We start from the raw sequence: 19,182 nt of genomic DNA on the forward strand, positions 1-19,182 counted from the left end.
GTCGGCCTGTGGCTTCACTCTGGCATAACCCCTATTCGGCGCAATAGAGGTAAATATGGCATTAACCATGAAATGTCCGCCTTTGGGACATTTGGGGCTCAGCCTTAGGATAAAACTCGCCTGACGTCCGAAATAAGGGCCGCGCATGACAAGCCGGTTGCCAAAAGAGCTGGCATCAGTCATAAGTCCATCTGTCTCTCCTCCCCGGAGTCCATGTATGCCATGCGTTTAACGCGCATGCCTTTAAGTCGCACAGGGACCACCCTGCGCGGCGCCTTGGATGAGGGTGAGTGATGATGAGCAAGTATCAGGACCGGGCTGGCCTTCAGGTTGATGGCGAACTGGCCCTTTTCGTCGAAAATCGGGTTTTGCCGCCGCTGGGGCTGGATGCATCGCGCTTCTGGTCGGGATTTGCCGCGCTGCTGGGGCAATTCGCGCCGCGCAATCGCGCGCTGCTGGCCCGCCGCGATGAGTTGCAGGCTGCCATTGATGGCTGGCACCGCGCGCGCGGCAAGGTCGCGGTGGATGTTCCCGAATATGAGGGCTTCCTGCGCGCCATCGGCTATATCGTGCCCGAACCGGCGGCCTTTGCCATCGCTACGCGCCATGTGGACGCCGAAATCGCCACGATGGCCGGGCCGCAACTGGTCGTGCCGGTCCTCAATGCGCGCTTCCTGCTCAACGCCGCCAATGCGCGCTGGGGCAGCCTGTATGATGCCTATTACGGCACCGATGCTTTGGATGCGCCGCCTGCGAAAAAAGGCGGCTATGATGTCGAACGCGGCGCGGCGGTGATCGCGGCGGGGCGGGCTTTTCTCGATTCGGCGGTTCCGCTTGCCGAAGGGGCATGGGCCGATTGGGATGGCATCAGCCCCGAGCGCCCGCTGCCCGCTCTGGCTCGCCCTGAGCAATTGGTTGCCCGGCGCGGCGATGGCCACAAGGGCGCGCTGCTGCTGGTCAACAATGGCCTGCATATCGAGATCGTGATCGACCACACCCATGTCATCGGCGCGACCGACAAGGCGGGGATCAGCGACATCATTCTCGAATCGGCGCTGACCACGATCTGCGACCTTGAGGACTCCATCGCTGCCGTCGATGCCGAGGACAAGATCGCCGCCTATACCAACTGGCTGGGCCTGATGCGCGGCGATCTGACCGAGAGCTTTGAAAAGGGCGGCAAGATCCTGCACCGCGAACTCGCGGCGGATCGCGAATGGACGGCGCTGGACGGGGGCGCGTTGACCCTGCCGGGGCGCAGCCTGCTGTTCATCCGCAATGTCGGCCATTTGATGACCAACCCGGCGATCCTGCTGGCCGATGGGCGCGAGATCCCCGAAGGCGTGATGGATGCCGTCATCACCAGCGCGATTGCGATGCAGGACCTGAACGGCCTTGGCCGCCATCGCAACAGCCGGACCGGCAGCATCTATATCGTCAAGCCCAAGATGCACGGGCCTGAGGAAGTCGCCTTCACCAACGACCTGTTCAACGCGGTTGAGGATCTGCTGGGCCTGACGCGCCACACGATCAAGGTGGGCGTGATGGACGAGGAGCGCCGGACGAGCGCGAACCTTGCCGCCTGTATCGAGGCGGTGAAGGAGCGGATCGTTTTCATCAACACCGGCTTCCTCGATCGCACCGGCGATGAAATCCACACCTCGATGCAGGCCGGGCCGGTCATTCGCAAGAATGCCATCAAGGCGTCAGCGTGGATCTCGGCCTATGAGGCGCGCAATGTCGGCATCGGCCTTGCCAGCGGCCTGTCGGGCAAGGCGCAGATCGGCAAGGGCATGTGGGCCGCGCCCGACCGGATGCGCGACATGCTGGAACAGAAGATCGGCCATCCGCGCGCCGGGGCCAACACCGCATGGGTGCCTTCGCCCACGGCGGCCACGCTGCATGCCACGCATTATCACGGGCTGGACGTGTTCGCCCGCCAGCGCGAGATTGCCGAGCAACCGGTGCCGGGGCTGGAGCCTTTGCTGACCATTCCTCTGGCGCTGGGCGTCAATTTCTCGGCCGAGGATGTGGCCGAGGAACTGGACAACAATGCGCAAGGTTTGCTCGGCTATGTCGTGCGCTGGATCGATCAGGGGGTCGGCTGCTCCAAGGTTCCCGATATCAATGATGTCGGCCTGATGGAGGACCGCGCCACGCTGCGTATTTCCAGCCAGCATATGGCCAACTGGCTGCTGCATGGCGTGGCCACGGGCGAGCAGGTCATGGATTCGTTGAAGCGCATGGCCGCCAAGGTCGATGCCCAGAACGCGGGCGATCCCCTTTATGAGCCTATGGCCGGGCGATGGGAGGAAAGCTATGCCTTCCGCGCGGCCTGCGATCTGGTGTTCAACGGGGTGGAGCAGCCCAGCGGCTATACCGAACCTTTGCTGCACGCATGGCGCCTGAAGAAGAAGCAGGCGGCGCGGCAACTCGAAACGGCCTGATGCAAGAAACCCCCGGAGCCTATGCTCCGGGGGTTTTCTTATACGCTCAGAATTTTGGCGATGCTGACGAATTCGGCCACGGACAGCGTTTCGGCGCGGCGGGACGGGTCGATGCCTAATGTTTCCAATGCCTCCAGCGCGCCGGGCAGACCTTTCAGGCTTTGTCGCAGCATCTTGCGCCGCTGGCCAAAGGCGGCCTCGGTCACTCGCTCCAGCATCCGGGCCGAGACGCCTTCGGGCATGTCGCCGGGTTTGACATGGATGATCGCGCTCATCACCTTAGGCGGCGGGGTAAAGGCGCTGCGATGCACTTTCATTGCGATCTTGGGAGCGGCGCGCCATTGGCTCAGAATCGCCAGACGTCCGAAAGCATCGCTGCCCGATTGCGCCACGATCCGCTCGGCCACTTCCTGCTGAAACATCAGCGTCAGCGAAGCCCAGCGCGGCGGCCAAGCTTCACCCGACAGCCAGCCCGTGAACAGCGCCGTGCCGACATTATAGGGCAGATTGGCAAGGATCGCGTAAGGCTCACCATCAAACAGGGTGGCATGGTCGATCTTGAGCGCATCGCCCTCGATCACCGTCAATTGCCCCGGAAACGCCTCGGCCAGCTCGCCCAACGGCGCCATGCACCGCTTGTCCATCTCGATGGCCGTGACCTTGGCCCCCGCGCGCAGCAGGGCGCGCGTCAGGCCGCCGGGGCCGGGGCCGACCTCCAGCACATTCTGGTCCTTCAGCCGTCCGGGGATGGCCGCGATGCGCGAGAGCAATTGCTCGTCGAACAGGAAGTTCTGACCCAGGGCCTTGCTGGCAAACAGGCCATGCGCGTTGATGACCTCGCGCAGGGGGGGCAAATCTTGATTACTCATCAGGCGGCCAATGGGGCGGCGCGGCTGCGCGCGCAATCGGCGGCGAGGCGCAGCGCCGAAACCGTGGCGCCGACATTGGCCTGCCCCTTGCCCGCAATGGGAAAGGCCGTGCCATGATCGGGCGAGGAACGGATGATCGGCAGGCCCAGCGTGATGTTGACGCCATGGTCAAAATCCAGCGCTTTCAACGGGATCAAGGCCTGATCGTGATACATGCAGATGGCCACGTCAAAACCCGCCCGCCCGCGCGCGGCAAACAGGCCATCGGCGGCATGGGGGCCGCTGGCGCTGATGCCCTCGGCGCGCAACTGTTCGATGGCGGGGGCGACAATGCGCTGGTCCTCGTCGCCAAAGCGGCCGTCCTCGCCCGCATGGGGGTTGAGCGCGGCAATCGCGATGCGCGGTTTGGCCAGCCCGAAATCAAGCTCCAGCGCGCGCGCCACCACCCGTGCCCTGCGCAGAATCAGATCCTGCGTAATCAGCCCCGGCACCGCCGAGAGCGCGACATGGACCGTCAGCGGCACTGTGCGCAAATTGGGCCCGGCCAGCATCATCACCGCGTCCTCGGCCTCAACGCCTGCGGCGGCGGCCACGAATTCGGTCTGTCCAGGATAATCAAAACCCACTTCGGCGAGCCGCGACTTGGCAATCGGCCCGGTCATCAGCGCGCCTGCCTGACCAGACACGGCAAGAGCGGTGGCCTGCGTCAGGCTTTCCAGCGCCAGCACCGCGCCCTCGCGATCCGGCGCGCCGGGGCGATATTCGCCATCGAAATCGCCGATGACGGGCAGCGCGCGATCATAGACCAGCGCCGCTTCCTCCATCGAACCGACACGTTCGACCGGAATATCCAGCCCCCGCGCCCGCGCCGCCGATGCCAGCAAACCCGCGCCCCCCACCGCGCAAAAGGCGGGCAGGGCATGAACGCGGCGGGCAAACCATGCCGCCGCGATCAGTTCGGGCCCCACACCGGCCGGATCGCCCAGCGAAACGGCCAATGGAAGGATTGCTTGGGCCACGGTTCTTGTCCTCAGTTATACTCGATGATCGCATCGCGGCGAAGGTCGCGCATATACATCTGCGCACGCTTGTTGACGCGGTCTTCTTCCATCTGCGACATCAGTTCCTCGAACGAGGGACCGCTGGCCGCCTTGGGATCGTCGCGGCCGCACAGCATCAGCATGCGGATGCCTTCCTGCACCGAGCCGAAGGGCGGCGTGGTTTCGCCCAGCGAGAGCGCCAGCAGCGATTGCTGAAGCGGGGCGGGCAGATCGCGCGCGCGGATCTGGTCATTGGCCACCACCTGCGCGCCCAGTTTGCCCGCAACCGCATCAACGCCGCCGCAGCCCTTGGCCGATTTGATCGCGTTGGAAAATTCGTCGATCTTCTTGTTGGCCTCGGCCTCGGCAATATTGGCGGGCAGGGCCAGAGTGATCTGTTTAAGCGCCAAAACCGCATCGCGCGGATCGGCAGTCAGCACCTGACGTTTGTCGATCAGATAGAGGATCGAGAAGCCGCCGCGCATTTCGATCGGGCCGACCAGCTGACCGGTCTGCATCTCACGCGCGGAGGCGGCCAGTTCGGTGGGCAATTGCGCCAGACGGATCCAGCCCAGATCGCCGCCCACCGCCTTGGTAGAGGCTTCGGAATATTGGCGGGCATAGGCAGCAAAGCTGCCGCCTTCCTTCAACTGGCTCATGATGCGCTGGGCGTTTTCGGCCACAATGCTTCGGCTGTCGGGCGTTGCCGAGAGGTAGATTTCACCCAGGCGATATTCCTCGGTGCCTTTCGAAGCCTTCATCCGCTCCAGCAGTTCTTTGACTTCCTGCTGGCTGACATTGACGAAAGGCTGAACATTACGGCGCAGAACGCGGTTCCAGGCCATTTCGCCCCGGATCTGGCGCTTCAACGAATTGGGCGAGGAGCCGATGCGCGCCAGATAGGCGTCGAGCGCGGCCGGTTCTTGTTTGAAGTTTTCCTGCGCGACGCGGGCATAAGTGCCCTCAACCTCGCCCTCGTCGATCTTGATGTCGGCGTTCTTCGATTCCTGAATCTGCAGCGTTTCGTCGATCAGGTTGCGCAAAACCTGCGCGCGCAGACGTTCGACTTCCTCAGGCGCAACCTTGCCGCCATTGGCGGCCAGAATGAGCGCCAGACGCTGGTTCACATCGGTGCCGGTGATGATATCGCCATTCACGATGGCGGTGGCGCGGCGCAGATTGGGATTATCCTTGCCCAGCATGGTCACATTCTGGCCGATGCCGAAAGGATCGGTGGCTGTGGGCGCTGCCGCTTCTGCGGGCTTTGCCGCAGGCGCTTTGGCGGCGGGCGTCTTGGTGGCTGCCGCAGGGGCCTTGGTGCGCACAGGCGCTTGTGCAAAACCCTGCGCGGCCAGCGCCAGAGACAGGCCGACGAGCGCACCCATCCGGGCCGCCGTCCTTGCGCGTGCCACAGCCGACCCAGATCCTGCCTTTTTCGTCACCACCATAATCTTGCGCTCGATCCTGTTCTTGTCGCCGTGCACCTGAACCATCCGGGCTTAACCCCGGCTGAGCCGGCAGCGAATTGGGAGCATATCGGAATATGCTGCCCCGCCATGGCCGCAGGCGATAGCGCCTTTGTCTGGCCCTGCCAACAGATGCTTGAAGTCGTTTACCGGAAACCCAGATTGCGCAGCGAAAAGCGCAATTCAAAGCTGCTGCCGCGCACGGCGTCGCCAATCGTCACATAGTCGCGCCGCCAGTTCAGGTCGAACTGAAAGCAGTCGGTCTGAAACGAAACGCCCAGCCTTGTGCGCAAGGGCTGGAACGAGGCGGTGCTGGTGTTGGCCAGCAGGCTCTTGTCCGAAAGGTCGAACACGCCCGACCCGAACACCGACCAGAATTTGGCAAAGGCGATTCGTCCCGCCGTGCGCAATTCGTTGCTGTCGACCAGATCTTCCTGACTGGTGGTGATATTGCGGTTCAGGCGCGCATAGCCGACCTCCAGATAGGTCGTGTCGCTGCCCAGAGCCGCGTCCACTTCGTTGCGGCGAAACACGAAACTGTCGTGATCCAGCCGATAGCGGTGGGTGATTTTGAAGAAATCGCGATAGCGGATTTCGGTGCGCCCGACGATGTCGGACATGCGATCCGAAAGGCCTGTGCCCTGCGGCAACAGCGTCGGCTCGCTGCTTAGGCGATAGGATTGCCCGACATTGGCGTTGATGCGCCAGCTTGGCCGCTCCAGCCGCCATTCCATGCCATAGGTGACCCGGTTGCCGTCCTCGATCCGGTCATAGCCGGGAAAGCGATTGAGCGCGAAGAGGTTGACGTCTTCGAGTTCGATGGCGCGCGCATCCTCGTTGGGGATGGCCATGTTGCGCGTGGGCGGGGCGGCCACCACCTGCACATGGGGGGTCAGCACCTGCGTCCCGCCAAACAGCGGGCCGACCAGCGGCCATGTGATGTCCACGGCGGCCGTTGCGGTGGCGCGGCCCTGCCATCCGGCGGTGCCGCGATAGATCGCGGTGCTGGTCAGCAGATTGTCGCTCGAATGATAGACATCGCCCCGGCCCAGTGCAGTCAGCGTGATGATCTGGCCCATGGGCGTCATCTTGCGCAGATTCCATTCCGCGCTGGCAAAGGCGCGCTGCATGTCTTGTCCCGCGCTGCGGGTGATGGCCAGCGTGTTGACGCGCAATTCGATCTTGCCGCCCAGCAGATCCTCATTCAGCCGCCGTCGATAGTCGATCATCGGCACCGCAAGGGGCACCTGTCCCTGCGTGCCGGTGGCGCGCAGGGTTTGGAACGCCCAGCCCGAGATGGAGAAATAGGAGGACTGGCCGATCCTTTCGAGATTGATGTTCGAACGCAGCGTATCGTCCGACGAGATGTAATAGCGGCGCAGGAACGTGCGGTCCGAAGCAAACCGGCCCGAGAAATCGAGGCTCCAGTTTTCCGAAAGCTGATATTTGCCGTTGGCGTCGAAATAGCCGCGCCATTTCTGCTGGGTGGTCAGGCCCGAAACGTCGGTGGCCGCCGAACGGGTGACATAGCCGGTGATCTGAAACGCGCCGGTATCGCCCAACTGGCGGTAATGCACCTTGGCCATCGGATTGGCCTTGGTAAAGGCATAGCCGGTGATGGCCAGATCCTTGTTATTGGCAAGGCGGGCGTAATAGGTGCTGGAAAATTCAAACCCGTTCGCCGCCGATGTGCGGAAATCGGGCACCAGAAAACCGGGCAGGGGCCGCCCGTCGGTGGCCACCTGCAAACTGGGCAGCGGCACGATCGAGGCCCCGAACAGCGACAGCCGCGCGCCTTTGAAGCGCACGATTTTCTTGTCGGGATCATATTCGACGTGGCGCGCCGTCACCTTCCAGATCGGCTTTTTTTCGCACCCCTTGCTGTCCACCACATCGCAGGCCGTATACGCGGCCTGAGTAAGCACGAAATGGCCGTTGGAATCGCGCCGCCCTTCATTGGCCGCCAGACGTCCGCCCTCGCGCATCAGCATCAGCATGTTATGCGTCAGCCCAACGCTCAGGTCCTCGCTCAACTCCATCTGGTCGGTGAGCAATTCGTTGCCATTGGCATCGACCACGCGAAGCTGGCCCTGCGCCATGATCTGACCGGTCTTGCGATTCCATCGCACCGTGTTGGCGCGCACGGTCTGTTCGCCGCGCCGCAGGAATACATTGCCCGTGGCAACCACGACATCATTGGTGTCGTCATAATCGACCTGATCGGCGGCAAAGTCGATCTTGTCCTCGTCGTAACGGGTGCGCTGGGGCAGATCGGACGCAGGGCCCGCCGCCTCGGCAGAGGCGCCGCCCGCGCCATCGCGCATGGCCGCCGCCCATGCCGGATCGGCGGCCAGCGCAACGCAGAGCGCGGCCCATGGCGCCATCTGGCGCAGGACAATGGAAAGGTTCGGTTTGGTAAGGGGCGCAAGAGGCCCAATCAACGCAGGCATGGCTTGCCTATCGCAGAGGGGATGCCTAACTGCAATCCATGAAGGCGATGAGATTGGCATCGGTCCACCGCATCGCGATTTTTGCCCAATGCTTTTGAACGGGCCGCTCGTCCGGCCTGCAAGGAGTTACCATGATCGTCACATTCCTCGCCAACCCGCCCGCTTCTGTCCTTGCGCCGGTCGCCCGTTTCGTGGGCGGCGAGGGATGGGAAGAAGGTTTGCCCGCCGTGATCGCGGCGGGCGCGCGGGCGGCGCGCTTTGCGGGGCGCACGGGGCAATTGTTCGAAGGCTTTGCCGATGTCGATGGCGTGGTCAGCCGTCTGGCGCTGGTCGGCCTTGGCGAAAGCGATGGCGATGCCAGTGCCGATGATCGCCGCGCCGCGCTGGAAAAGGCGGGCGGGGCGCTGGCGGCCAAGTATCGCACCTCGGGCGCGGCGCAGCTGTTGCTGGATGGCGCGGGGCTGGGGTCGGATGAACTGGCCTCGGTCTTGCTGGCGCTCCGCTTGCGCCTGTGGAAACAGGATTCGTACCGCACCACGCTCAAGGATGATGAAAAGGCCAGCCTTGAGGAAATCGTGGTGATGAACGCCGCCGATGGCGCGCAGTCCGCATGGGACGCCGCCACCGCCATTGCCGAGGGCGTCGAATTCACTCGCGAACTGGTGACCGAACCGGCCAATGTGCTTTATCCCGAAAGCTTCGTCGAACGCATCCGTCAGCGTTTCGCCGGGACGGGCGTGGACATCCGCGTGCTGGACGAAAAGGAAATGCGCGCGCTGGGCATGGGCTCGCTGCTGGGCGTGGCGCAGGGTTCGGCCCGGCCGCCGCGTCTGGTCGTGCTGGACTGGCGCGGGGGCGAGGCGGGCGCGGCCCCGCTGGCCTTCGTGGGCAAGGGCGTGACCTTTGACACCGGCGGCATCAGCCTCAAGCCCGGCGCGGGCATGGAGGACATGAAGTGGGACATGGGCGGCGCGGGCGCGGTGTCGGGCGCGATGCTGACCATCGCCCGGCGCAAGGCGAAGCTGAATGTCGTCGGCATCCTTGGGTTGGTTGAAAACATGCCCGACGGCAATGCCCAGCGCCCCGGTGATGTGGTCACGTCCATGTCGGGCCAGACCATCGAGGTCATCAACACCGACGCCGAAGGCCGCCTCGTGCTGTGCGATGCGCTCACCTTTGTTCAGCGCGAGTATAAGCCTGCGCGCATTGTCGATCTGGCCACGCTGACCGGCGCAATCATTATGAGCCTGGCGCATGAATATGCCGGGCTGTTCTCGAATGACGACACGCTTTCGGCCGAACTGACCAAGGCGGGCGAGGCCACCGGCGACAAGCTGTGGCGGATGCCGATGGGCGCGGTCTATGACAAGATGATCGACAGCCCGATTGCCGATATGAAGAATGTCGGCGGGCGCTTCGGCGGCTCGATCACGGCGGCGCAATTCCTCGCCCGCTATATCGACAAGGGTACCCCCTGGGCGCATCTCGACATTGCCGGTACGGTGTGGACCGACAAGCCGGGGGCGACATGGGACAAGGGCGCGACCGGCTTTGGCGTGCGTCTGCTCGACGCTCTGGTGCGCGGCGCCGAGTAAATGCAGGCCGATTTCTACCTGCTGGAATCCGGCGGCCCGGAACTGGCCCTTGCCCCGCTTGCGGGCAAGGTGCTGGAGACGGGCGGCCGCCTGCTGGTGGTGGCGGGCGAGGGCGCGGCGCGGGAGCGGATTTCGCAGGCTCTGTGGAGTGCGGGGGCGGAAAGCTTTCTGGCCAATGGGATTGCCGGGGGCGAACATGACGCGCGCCAGCCTATCCTGATCGCCGATGATGTGGCCCCGTCCAATGGCGCGCGTTTCCTCGCTCTGGCCGATGGCGTCTGGCGCGAGCCGGGCGAGGGAGATTTCGACCGCGTCCTGCTGGTCTTTGGCGAGGCCGAGCGCGTGGCCGCGCGCGAAACATGGCGCCTGCTCAAAGGGCGCGAAGGGTGGCAATGCCGCTTCTTTCGCCGGGAAGGCCGGAAATGGACGCAAGCGGGATAATGGTCACCCTTGCAGGAGGCGGCGCGAAAGGCTAGGGGGCCGCGCAACAGGGCCTTTAAGGCCCATCCAACGCAAGGAACAGCATCATGGCGCTTACCCGCACCTTCTCGATCATCAAGCCCGACGCCACCCGCCGCAACCTGACCGGCGCCGTCACCAAGATGCTGGAAGAAGCCGGCCTGCGCGTCGTCGCCAGCAAGCGCATCCAGATGAGCAAGGAACAGGCCGAAGGCTTCTATGCCGTTCACGCCGAACGCCCCTTCTTCAACGATCTGGTTTCGTTCATGATCTCGGGCCCGGTCGTGGTGCAGGTTCTGGAAGGCGAAGACGCCGTGAAGCGTAACCGCGACATCATGGGCGCCACCAACCCCGCCAACGCCGACGCCGGCACCATCCGCAAGGAACTGGCCGAATCGATCGAAGCCAACTCGGTCCACGGTTCGGACAGCGAAGAAAACGCCGCGATCGAAATCGCCTACTTCTTCAAGCCGGAAGAAATCGTCGGCTAATCGTTGACGTTTTGATGGTTTAAAAAAGCCGCCGGGAGGGGATGACCTTTCCGGCGGCTTTTTGTTTCCGGTTTTATGCCTCCGGCGGGCAAAGGGCGGGGGCCCTTTGCAATCCCGATACTGTCATGGTTACGCTATAGGTTCGATCTAGCGTAACGCTGCAGCGCCGCAGGCTTTATAAACCGCTTCGCGGAACAGCGCTCTCTGGCCAATGATGCGCCACCCATTAACGGGATTGCAAAGGGCGCCCGCCCTTTGCCCGCCGGAGGCAAGCCTTTTTAAAACTGATCCGCCACATCCATCAACCGGGTCAACCGCTTGGGCGCCACACTGCGCCAGCTACGCGCCAGCCAATCGGACACCTGATCCCAATCGACATCGGCGCGGTTGAGGATGAGGCCCGCCCAGCCGCTGGCCCCATAATAGGCAGGCCGGAACCACGCTTCGGGATCGGCGTCGATCAGGGCGTTCATTTCGTCCTGCCCGCTGGTTTTTACAAGCAGCGCGATATGCGGTTCGCCGTGATGCTGGTCGTTGAAATAGGCGAAGAATTTTCCGCCCTGAATGGCCCAGCCCGGCGAGCCGTGGCTCTCACGAGCCTCTACCTCTGGCAATGCGGCGGCCAGTTCCGACACCCGCGCCAACAGCCAGTCCGCACGATAGGGCCGCGTCACCAGTTCGGTCAGGCAGCGCGCATAAAGCTGATGCTCGGCAAACAGCACGCGTCCGGCAAGGCTCTCGGCCGTATCGCCGGGGATGATTGCCACCGGGGTCTGGCCCAGAATCGGCCCATCGTCCAACTCGGGCGTCACCAGATGGACGGTCACGCCGCCATGGCTGTCGCCCGCCTCAATGGCGCGCTCGTGGGTGTGCAGCCCCTTGTATTTGGGCAGCAGCGAGGGGTGGATATTGAGCATCCGTCCCGTCCAGCCGGAAACGAACTGCGCCGTCAGAATGCGCATATAGCCCGCCAGCGCGACATATTCCGCGCCGGAGGCTCGAATGGCAGCATCCATCGCCATGTCATGATCGGCCCGCGCCATACCCTTATGGGGCAGGGCATAGGTGGCCACGCCCTCGGCGGCGGCCAGTTTCAGGCCGCCGGCTTGCGGGTTATTGCTGGCCACCAGCACGATTTCGAAGGGGCACTCAGGCGCACGGCTCGCATAGAGCAGCGCGGCCATATTCGTGCCACCACCCGAAATCAGGACAGCGACCTTCGCGCGTTCACGCATTATGGGTGGCTTCCCATGCCTCGCGGGCGCTCCACGCCTCGGCGCTGCCGATCACGGTGCAGCCGCGCGCGCCTTCGCGGATTTCGCCGATGCGGAACACCGTCTCGCCCGCAGCCGCCAGATCGGCGGCCAGCGCCTCGGCCTCATCAGCCTTGACCGCCAGCACCATGCCGATGCCGCAGTTGAAAGTGCGCGCCATTTCGCCCGGCTCGATATTGCCCTGCGCCTGAAGGAAGGCCATCAGACGGCTCTGTTCCCAAGCATCGGCGCTGATATAGGCATGCAGCCCCTCGGGCAACACGCGGGGGACGTTTTCGAGCAGGCCGCCGCCGGTGATATGGGCCAGCGCGTTGATGCGGCCGGAACGGATGAAGGGCAGCAGCGTCTTCACATAGATGCGAGTCGGCTCGATCAGATAGTCGATCAGCAGGCGGTCGGCATCGAACAGCGCGGGGCGGTCCAGCTTCCACCCCTTGTCGGCGGCCAGACGGCGCACCAGCGAATAGCCGTTGGAATGTACCCCCGACGAGGCCAGACCCAACAGCACATCGCCCGCCGCAACCCGGTCGCCGGTCAGTTGCTCGCCGCGCTCCACCGCGCCGACACAGAAACCGGCAAGGTCATAGTCACCGGCGGCATACATGCCCGGCATTTCGGCCGTCTCGCCCCCGATCAGCGCACAGCCTGCGATCCGGCAACCCTCGGCAATACCGGCGATCACACGCTCGGCCACGCCGTTTTCCAGCTTGCCCGTGGCGAAATAGTCGAGGAAGAACAGCGGTTCGGCGCCCTGCACGATCAGATCGTTGACGCACATGGCGACAAGGTCAATGCCGATCTTGTCATGGCGGTCATGGTCGATGGCCAGCTTGACCTTGGTGCCCACGCCATCATTGCCCGCCACCAGCAGCGGGTCTTTGTAGCCCGCTGCCCGAGGATCGAAAAAGCCGCCGAAACCGCCAAGATCCGCGTCCGCGCCGGGGCGGCGGGTCGATTTGGCCAGCGGGCCGATGGCCTTCACCAACGCATTGCCGGCGGCAATCGAAACGCCGGCGTCCTCATACGTGTAATTGGTGGGGCCAGAGGCTGTGGTGTCGGTCATGGGGTCTTGCTCGCTTACGAAGAAATCATGTTTGCGGGCCGCCTAGCGCTTTCCTGCTTGGATTTCCATGCCCGATTGGGCAATAGCGACCCTTGAACATGACAAATCCGGCAAATCTTCTCGCACGGCGTGGCCTGATCGCGCTTCTTCCCCGTGGTTTTGTCGCGCGCGGCGCGCTGGCGGCGGGTCTGCTGGCGGCGGGCGTCGTGGCTTTTGTCGGCCCTGATCGCCTGTTGGCACAAATCGAGGGCGAGCGAGGCATCGCCCCGGTGGTGGCCAGCAATGACATCGAAATCGGCAATATCGAGGTCGATGCCACCGGCAGGAATGCGCAGGAGGCCAAGCTCAATGGCTGGCGCGAGGCCTATAAAAAGGCTTGGGAAGCCGCCCATGGCCCCGCGCTGGACGTGGGCACGATTGAGAGCATTGTGGCGGGTGTGGTGGTGGATCGCGAGGAAATCGGGCCGCATCGCTATCGTGCAAAGCTGGTGATCGCCTTCGACCGGAGCCGGGCCGGGCAATATGGCGCGGGCAATGGCGGCGTCGCGGTGCGTTCCGCGCCGATGCTGGTGATTCCCATGTTGACCTCGGGCGGGGTGGGGCAGGTATTTGAAGTACGCAGCCCATGGCAAAAGGTCTGGGCCGAATATCGCACCGGGGCCAGCGCGATTGATTATGTGCGCGCCAATGGCGGCGGCGCCGATTCGCTGCTGATCAACGCGGGCCAGCCCGGACGGCGCAGCCGCGTCTGGTGGCGCGGTCTGCTGGACCAGTTTGGTGCCTCTGATGTGCTGATCCCCGCCGCGCGGCTGGAACGGCAATGGCCCGGCGGGCCGGTGAAGGGCTTTTTTACCGCGCGCTATGGCCCGGATAATGTCGCTTTGGGTTCTTTTGAGCTGAGCGCTTCGGATGATAGCGCCGTGCCCGCGATGCTGGCACAGGCGCTGGCGCGGATGGACCAGATTTATACCGATGCGCTGACGCGCGGGCTGTTGCGGCCCGATCCCACGCTCTCGGTTGATCATCCCACGATGGAGCCGGGGCTGGCCTCGCTGATCGCCGCAGGCCGCGCCGCCGAGGCCGCCGCCGCAGCCCAGGCCGCCGCCGAACATGCCGCCGATGAGGCCGCCGCCGCCGAGGCTGTTACCGCACAGCCGGTTGCGCCCCAGCCCAAGCCGGGCGGCGCGGCGCTGACCATTCAATTCGCCTCGCCCGATGCGCGCGCGGTGGATCAGGCGCTGGCCGCTGTGCGCGGCGTGGCGGGGGTGGACAATGCGGCCACCACTTCGATCGCGATTGGCGGAACTTCGGTGATGCGCGCGCAGTTCAACGGCAATGCCGACGCTTTGGCGGCGGCTTTGCGCAAGGCCGGGTGGCAGGTCAGCGTGGCAGGGGCCGCGCTGCGCATCCGCCGATAGAGATTTATGAGCAAAATTATGAAAAAACCCGCATCCAGTCAGTTCGCGCTGCCGCTGGCCCCCGATCAGTCGCCCAGCGCCGCGCGCATTGTCGTGGGCGAGGGCAATGCTTCGGCGATTGCCGCGCTGTCCGCGCCGGAAAGCTGGCCGTTTCGCACCGCGATCCTTTCCGGCCCGCCGCGTTCGGGCAAGAGCCTGCTGGCCGCATGGTTTGCCGAGAGCGGCGGCGTGGCGCTCGACGATGCCGACACTATGGACGAAACCGCTGTGTTTCACCGATGGAATCGCGCGCAGGAGGAAAAGACGCCTCTGCTGCTGACCACCACCGCGCGCGAGGGCGGGTGGAAGATCACGCTGCCCGACCTTGGCTCGCGCATGGGGGCCGCGCTCTGGCTGGATATTGAGGCGCCCGACGACGAGATGATGGCCGACCTGATCGCGGCCCATGCCGAAACGCGCCTGCTGCCTTTGACCGACGATCATGCGCGCTATCTTGCAAGCCGGTGCGAGCGTACCCATATCGTCGCCGAACGTCTGGTGGCGACAATTGACCGGCTGTCTCTGGAGCGCAAGGCGCCGCCCGGACAGGCGATTTTGCGTGACGCGCTGGAGGAGTTGAATGGATCTGCCGAACCGCGTATGTTGTAAAGCATAGCGATAAAGGCGGACGCGGGATTGCCTGCGGCGCGCAGAGGGATTTTGAGGGATGGTTTCAGGTCTGATCGCCTATCTGGACTCGATTGTCGCGCGCGATCCGGCGCCGCGTTCGCGTTGGGAAGTGCTGCTCTATCCGGGCCTGTGGGCGGTGGGCTTTCACCGCGTGGCCCATGCGTTTTTCCGGGCGCGGCTGTTCTTTCTGGCCCGCATGGTCAACCATCTGGCGCGTTTTTTCACCGCCATCGACATCCATCCCGGCGCGACCATCGGCAAGCATCTGTTTATCGACCATGGCTTTACCGTGATCGGCGAAACGGCCGAGATCGGCAATAATGTCACCATCTATCAATGCGTGACGCTGGGCGGGACCAATCCGGCCAATGGCATTGGCGGCAAACGCCATCCCACGTTGAGCGATGACAGCATTATCGGTTCGGGCGCCCAGATTCTGGGCCCGATCACGATTGGCCGCCGCGCGCGCGTGGGCGCCAATGCGGTGGTGACCGAGGATGTGCCCGAGGGCGCGACCATGGTGGGCGTCAAGGCGCGCAGCACGCTGGTGGCGGCCGAGACATGGGCCAAAGACTTCATCCCCTATGGCACGCCCTGCAAGGAGCCTTGCGCGGATGCCGAACCGGCGGTGGGGCGGATCTGCAAGCTGGAGGCCGAAATCGCCGATCTGCGCGCGCAGGTGGCCGATCTGCTGGCCGCCGATCAGCGTCACGATGGGACGAAAGGCTGATCTGGCGGGATGGAGCCGGAGAAGCCGCCCACAGTCGTTGCCTTTCCCCGCCCTGTTTTGCAGGTGGCCTTTGACCGGGCAGAATTGATGCGCATCCTCGACCTTTATGGCCGGATGGTCGCGGCGGGCCAATGGCGCGATTATGCGATGGATTTCGGCAAGGAAGCCGCCAGTTTCTCCGCCTTCAAACGCAGCGCCGAAAGGCCGCAGGCGCGGATCGAAAAGCGGCCCTCTTTGCGCGGAAAACAGGGCATGTGGGCGCTTTATGGCGAGGCTGGGCAGGTTCTGAAGCGCGGCCATGAACTGGCCGGCGTGCTCAGCATCATCGAGCGGCGACTGGTCAAGATCGTCGAGGGTTAATCGCCCAGCGCGAGTTCCACGGCGGCCGCAGCATGCAGCGCGGTGGTGTCGAGCAGCGGCACCGGACTGTCGCTCTCATCGACCAGCAGCATGATTTCGGTGCAGCCAAGGATGATCGCCTCGGCCCCCTGTTCGGCCAGACGATGCAGGATCGCGCGATAGATCGCGCGCGAGGCCGGCAAGACGATACCTGCGATCAGTTCGTCATAGATGATGCGATGGATTTCGGCGCGATCCTGCGTTTCCGGCGTGATGACCTCCAACCCATGATTGGCCAGACGATCGCGCAGAAAGGGCTGCTCCATGGTAAAGCCCGTCCCGATCAAGCCGATCCGGCGCGCACCCAGCGACAGCGCAGCCCGCGCCGCGGGATCGGCAATATGCAGCAGGGGCAGGGGCGTTGCCGCTTCGATATCCGGGGCGAGGCGATGCATTGTGTTGGTGCAGAGCACGAGAGCCTGCGCACCGGCGCGTTCCAAGGCGGTCGCGGCCTCCACCATCCGGGCCGAGAGCGCGCCCCAGTCTCCGGCATGTTGCAGGGCGGCGATTTCGGAAAAATCGAAAGACCACAGGATACAGTGCGCCGAAGCAGTGGCCCCGCGCGCGGCGCGCACGCCTTCATTGATCAGCCGGTAATAATGGGCCGAACTTTCCCAGCTCATTCCGCCGATCAGGCCCAGTTGCTTCATTTTCCGCCCAATTGTTCCAGCGCAGGCACCAGCGCGTCGAAATGGTCGATCACCGCGTCGGCCTGCAATTGCTCGGTCCGGCCCTGATTAAAGCCAAAGCTGCATACCACGCAGGGGATATTGGCCGCGCGCGCCGCGCCCGTGTCGAAATGGGTGTCGCCGATATAGGCGGTGCGCGGCGCGGCCATGCCCGAGCGCTCGACCATCAGATGCAGCAGATCGGGCAAAGGCTTTTGCCGCCCCGGCCCCAGCGTGTCGCCGCCGATGATCGTGTAGAACCGGTCCGTCAGCCCCAGTTCGCCAAACAGCTTGCGCGCCAGATGCTCCATCTTGTTTGTCACCACCGCCAGCCTGACCCCGCGCCCGGCCAGATCGTCGAGCATTTCGGCCCCGCCCGGAAACAGGCGCGAATGGACCGCGATATTGGCCTCGTAATAGCGCACCAGTTCGGCCGCCATCGCGGTCAGTCCGTCATCGTCGAGCGTCGCCCCCTGAACCGCCAGCGCGCGCTCCATCAACACCCGCGTGCCCCCGCCCACAAGGCGCGGGATCATGTCGAGCGGAACCGCCGCAAAGCCGCCTTGCTCCAGCGCATGATTGAGCGCCACGCCAAGGTCGAGTTTGGTGTCGAGCAGCGTGCCGTCGAGGTCGAATCCGACGATATCGAAAGGAAAATTGTGCATGACTGACGCCGATGCCGCGTCCGTATGGAATCTGCAAGGATTTGCTGGCATGGGGGCGATATGACAAATATTCCGACACCGCTCGCCGTCGTTGTCCTTGCCGCGGGCAAGGGAACCCGCATGAAAAGCGACACCCACAAGGTGTTGCACCCCATCGCCGGGAGGCCGATGCTGGAGCATCTGCTCTCCAGCGCGGCGGAATTGACGCCGGCGCGGCAAGTGGTGGTGGCGGGCCATGGCCGCGATCAATTGGAAAAGGCGCTGGGCGTGCGCGCGACCATCGCGGTGCAGGACCCGCAGCACGGCACGGCCCATGCGGTGCAGATGGCGCAGGATGCGCTGACCGATTTTGATGGCGATGTGCTGGTGCTGTATGGCGATGTGCCGTTTGTGACCGCCGAAACGATGCGCTCGATGATCGAGCGGCTTCATGCTGATGACGCGCCCAAGGTGGTCGTGCTGGGCTTTGCGCCTGATGATGCGCTGGCCTATGGGCGGGTGATTGCCGATGGCGATGCCATTGCGAAGATGGTGGAATTCAAGGACGCCACCGAGGCCGAGCGCGCGACGAAACTGTGCAATTCGGGCTTGCTGGCGGCGCGTTCGGGTGATCTCTTCGCGCTGCTGGCGCGGGTGGGCAATGATAATGCACAGGGCGAATATTACCTGCCCGACATTGTAAACATCGCGCTGGCCGATGGGGATCGTGCCGCTGTGGTGGTGACCGCCGACCCCGATGAAGTGGCCGGGATCAACAGCCGCGCCGAACTGGCCGATGCCGAACGCCGGTGGCAGGATCGCCGCCGTGCGCAGGCGATGGCCGATGGCGCCACGCTGATCGCGCCCGAAACCGTGTGGTTCAGTTGGGACACTAAGATCGGCCGCGACGTGCTGATCGAGCCCAATGTCGTGTTTGGGCCGGGCGTTACCGTGGCCGATCATGTCACGATCCATGCTTTCAGCCATTTGGAAGGCGCAACCGTGGGCAGCAAGGCGCAGCTTGGCCCCTATGCCCGCCTGCGCCCCGGCGCGGATGTGCGCGCCAAGGCCAAGATCGGCAATTTCGTCGAGATCAAGAAGGCCGTTGTGGGCGAGGGCGCCAAGGTCAACCACCTCTCCTATGTCGGCGATGCCGAAGTGGGCGCGGGCGCCAATCTGGGCGCGGGCACGATCACCTGCAATTATGACGGTTATTTCAAATACAAGACCGTGATCGGCGAGCGCGCCTTCATCGGTTCGAACAGCTCGCTTATCGCCCCGGTACGCATCGGCAAGGACGCCATCGTGGCGGCCGGCAGCGCGGTTTCGCGCGATGTGGCCGACGGTGAATTGCGGCTGGTGCGCGCCGAACAAATGGTCAAGCCCGGCTGGGCCGACCGTTTCCACGACGCGATGAAGAAGAAAAAGGCCGAAAAGCAGGGTTAAACCGGCTTAATCGGACAGAAAGCGTTTGGCCCTTAATAGGGGCCGCAAGGAATG

17 protein-coding genes are annotated in these 19,182 nt (G+C 64.1%); 9 read left to right on the forward strand and 8 right to left on the reverse strand.

Features of this window, described 5'->3' with window-relative positions; translation table 11 throughout:
• Positions 1–296 precede the first annotated feature (296 nt).
• Positions 297–2,447 (forward strand): malate synthase G, encoded by a 2,151-nt coding sequence (locus FHW96_RS15145; RefSeq protein ID WP_172341480.1) that lies wholly within the window; start codon positions 297–299, stop codon positions 2,445–2,447.
• Between the two features lie 38 nt (positions 2,448–2,485).
• Here the strand turns inward: FHW96_RS15145 and rsmA are convergent, their stop codons facing one another.
• The 4 genes from rsmA to FHW96_RS15165 all read right to left on the reverse strand — a co-directional run bounded on the left by rsmA (position 2,486) and on the right by FHW96_RS15165 (position 8,272).
• Positions 2,486–3,316 (reverse strand): 16S rRNA (adenine(1518)-N(6)/adenine(1519)-N(6))-dimethyltransferase RsmA, encoded by an 831-nt coding sequence (rsmA, locus tag FHW96_RS15150; RefSeq protein ID WP_172341416.1) that lies wholly within the window; start codon positions 3,314–3,316, stop codon positions 2,486–2,488.
• Positions 3,316–4,335: a 4-hydroxythreonine-4-phosphate dehydrogenase PdxA gene (gene pdxA / locus FHW96_RS15155; RefSeq protein WP_172341417.1), complete on the reverse strand. Its 1,020-nt coding sequence runs from the start codon at positions 4,333–4,335 to the stop codon at positions 3,316–3,318. The genes rsmA and pdxA overlap by 1 nt, the downstream gene beginning before the upstream one ends.
• Positions 4,336–4,346: 11 nt before the next feature.
• Entirely contained in the window at positions 4,347–5,741 is a 1,395-nt protein-coding gene (locus FHW96_RS15160) for a peptidylprolyl isomerase (protein WP_172341481.1), read from the reverse strand.
• Between the two features lie 227 nt (positions 5,742–5,968).
• Positions 5,969–8,272 carry an LPS-assembly protein LptD gene (locus FHW96_RS15165; RefSeq protein WP_253950986.1) on the reverse strand — a complete coding sequence of 768 codons (2,304 nt, stop codon included), beginning with the start codon at positions 8,270–8,272 and terminating at the stop codon, positions 5,969–5,971.
• 131 nt (positions 8,273–8,403) lie between these two features.
• Between FHW96_RS15165 and FHW96_RS15170 the strand changes: the two genes are divergently transcribed.
• The 3 genes from FHW96_RS15170 (at position 8,404) to ndk (ending at position 10,817) form a co-directional block, all read left to right on the forward strand.
• The gene (locus tag FHW96_RS15170) at positions 8,404–9,867 is read left to right on the forward strand and encodes a leucyl aminopeptidase (protein ID WP_172341418.1); all 1,464 of its coding nucleotides are present in this window, start codon (positions 8,404–8,406) and stop codon (positions 9,865–9,867) included.
• On the forward strand, positions 9,868–10,308 hold the full coding sequence (locus tag FHW96_RS15175) for a DNA polymerase III subunit chi (RefSeq protein ID WP_172341419.1): 441 nt from the start codon (positions 9,868–9,870) through the stop codon (positions 10,306–10,308).
• Between the two features lie 86 nt (positions 10,309–10,394).
• Entirely contained in the window at positions 10,395–10,817 is a 423-nt protein-coding gene (ndk, locus tag FHW96_RS15180) for a nucleoside-diphosphate kinase (RefSeq protein WP_172341420.1), read from the forward strand.
• Positions 10,818–11,095: 278 nt separating this feature from the next.
• Here ndk and purN read toward each other — a convergent pair whose 3' ends face one another.
• Together purN and purM are read right to left on the reverse strand one after the other, a co-directional pair.
• Positions 11,096–12,052, reverse strand: coding sequence for a phosphoribosylglycinamide formyltransferase (gene purN / locus FHW96_RS15185; protein WP_172341421.1), 957 nt, complete (start codon positions 12,050–12,052; stop codon positions 11,096–11,098).
• Positions 12,045–13,154, reverse strand: coding sequence for a phosphoribosylformylglycinamidine cyclo-ligase (gene purM, locus FHW96_RS15190; RefSeq protein WP_172341422.1), 1,110 nt, complete (start codon positions 13,152–13,154; stop codon positions 12,045–12,047). The genes purN and purM overlap by 8 nt, the downstream gene beginning before the upstream one ends.
• Positions 13,155–13,252: 98 nt before the next feature.
• On the opposite strand from purM, the gene FHW96_RS15195 reads away from it, so the two are divergent.
• The 4 genes from FHW96_RS15195 to FHW96_RS15210 are packed head-to-tail and all read left to right on the forward strand — an operon-like array spanning position 13,253 to position 16,331.
• The gene (locus tag FHW96_RS15195; protein ID WP_253950987.1) at positions 13,253–14,572 is read left to right on the forward strand and encodes a heavy-metal-associated domain-containing protein; all 1,320 of its coding nucleotides are present in this window, start codon (positions 13,253–13,255) and stop codon (positions 14,570–14,572) included.
• An 18-nt stretch (positions 14,573–14,590) separates the two neighbouring features.
• Positions 14,591–15,220 carry an ATPase gene (locus tag FHW96_RS15200; RefSeq protein ID WP_172341423.1) on the forward strand — a complete coding sequence of 210 codons (630 nt, stop codon included), beginning with the start codon at positions 14,591–14,593 and terminating at the stop codon, positions 15,218–15,220.
• A gap of 58 nt (positions 15,221–15,278) precedes the next feature.
• Entirely contained in the window at positions 15,279–15,971 is a 693-nt protein-coding gene (epsC, locus tag FHW96_RS15205; RefSeq protein ID WP_172341424.1) for a serine O-acetyltransferase EpsC, read from the forward strand.
• 9 nt (positions 15,972–15,980) lie between these two features.
• Positions 15,981–16,331 (forward strand): DUF2794 domain-containing protein, encoded by a 351-nt coding sequence (locus FHW96_RS15210; RefSeq protein WP_172341425.1) that lies wholly within the window; start codon positions 15,981–15,983, stop codon positions 16,329–16,331.
• Here the strand turns inward: FHW96_RS15210 and FHW96_RS15215 are convergent.
• Positions 16,328–17,020, reverse strand: coding sequence for an aspartate/glutamate racemase family protein (locus FHW96_RS15215; RefSeq protein ID WP_172341426.1), 693 nt, complete (start codon positions 17,018–17,020; stop codon positions 16,328–16,330). The genes FHW96_RS15210 and FHW96_RS15215 overlap by 4 nt on opposite strands.
• Entirely contained in the window at positions 17,017–17,703 is a 687-nt protein-coding gene (locus FHW96_RS15220; RefSeq protein ID WP_172341427.1) for an HAD hydrolase-like protein, read from the reverse strand. The genes FHW96_RS15215 and FHW96_RS15220 overlap by 4 nt, the downstream gene beginning before the upstream one ends.
• Positions 17,704–17,763: 60 nt before the next feature.
• On the opposite strand from FHW96_RS15220, the gene glmU reads away from it, so the two are divergent.
• A complete protein-coding gene (glmU, locus tag FHW96_RS15225) occupies positions 17,764–19,128 on the forward strand; it encodes a bifunctional UDP-N-acetylglucosamine diphosphorylase/glucosamine-1-phosphate N-acetyltransferase GlmU (RefSeq protein ID WP_172341428.1) in 1,365 nt (454 codons plus the stop codon).
• Positions 19,129–19,182: the final 54 nt, after the last annotated feature.

Origin of the sequence: Novosphingobium sp. SG751A (genome assembly GCF_013149295.1) — a bacterium.
In the GTDB taxonomy this organism is placed as follows: Bacteria; Pseudomonadota; Alphaproteobacteria; order Sphingomonadales; family Sphingomonadaceae; genus Novosphingobium.

What these genes read in the sequence shown, in the direction of transcription:
- epsC (WP_172341424.1), top strand. Translation starts at nt 15,279, where the DNA reads ATGGTTTCAGGTCTGATCGCCTATCTGGACTCGATTGTCGCGCGCGAT.
- FHW96_RS15200 (WP_172341423.1), top strand. Translation starts at nt 14,591, where the DNA reads ATGAAAAAACCCGCATCCAGTCAGTTCGCGCTGCCGCTGGCCCCCGAT.
- FHW96_RS15195 (WP_253950987.1), top strand. Translation starts at nt 13,253, where the DNA reads ATGACAAATCCGGCAAATCTTCTCGCACGGCGTGGCCTGATCGCGCTT.
- FHW96_RS15215 (WP_172341426.1), bottom strand. Translation starts at nt 17,020, where the DNA reads ATGAAGCAACTGGGCCTGATCGGCGGAATGAGCTGGGAAAGTTCGGCC.
- FHW96_RS15210 (WP_172341425.1), top strand. Translation starts at nt 15,981, where the DNA reads ATGGAGCCGGAGAAGCCGCCCACAGTCGTTGCCTTTCCCCGCCCTGTT.
- FHW96_RS15220 (WP_172341427.1), bottom strand. Translation starts at nt 17,703, where the DNA reads ATGCACAATTTTCCTTTCGATATCGTCGGATTCGACCTCGACGGCACG.
- FHW96_RS15165 (WP_253950986.1), bottom strand. Translation starts at nt 8,272, where the DNA reads ATGCCTGCGTTGATTGGGCCTCTTGCGCCCCTTACCAAACCGAACCTT.
- purM (WP_172341422.1), bottom strand. Translation starts at nt 13,154, where the DNA reads ATGACCGACACCACAGCCTCTGGCCCCACCAATTACACGTATGAGGAC.
- glmU (WP_172341428.1), top strand. Translation starts at nt 17,764, where the DNA reads ATGACAAATATTCCGACACCGCTCGCCGTCGTTGTCCTTGCCGCGGGC.
- FHW96_RS15145 (WP_172341480.1), top strand. Translation starts at nt 297, where the DNA reads ATGAGCAAGTATCAGGACCGGGCTGGCCTTCAGGTTGATGGCGAACTG.
- FHW96_RS15160 (WP_172341481.1), bottom strand. Translation starts at nt 5,741, where the DNA reads ATGGGTGCGCTCGTCGGCCTGTCTCTGGCGCTGGCCGCGCAGGGTTTT.
- purN (WP_172341421.1), bottom strand. Translation starts at nt 12,052, where the DNA reads ATGCGTGAACGCGCGAAGGTCGCTGTCCTGATTTCGGGTGGTGGCACG.
- FHW96_RS15170 (WP_172341418.1), top strand. Translation starts at nt 8,404, where the DNA reads ATGATCGTCACATTCCTCGCCAACCCGCCCGCTTCTGTCCTTGCGCCG.
- ndk (WP_172341420.1), top strand. Translation starts at nt 10,395, where the DNA reads ATGGCGCTTACCCGCACCTTCTCGATCATCAAGCCCGACGCCACCCGC.
- FHW96_RS15175 (WP_172341419.1), top strand. Translation starts at nt 9,868, where the DNA reads ATGCAGGCCGATTTCTACCTGCTGGAATCCGGCGGCCCGGAACTGGCC.
- rsmA (WP_172341416.1), bottom strand. Translation starts at nt 3,316, where the DNA reads ATGAGTAATCAAGATTTGCCCCCCCTGCGCGAGGTCATCAACGCGCAT.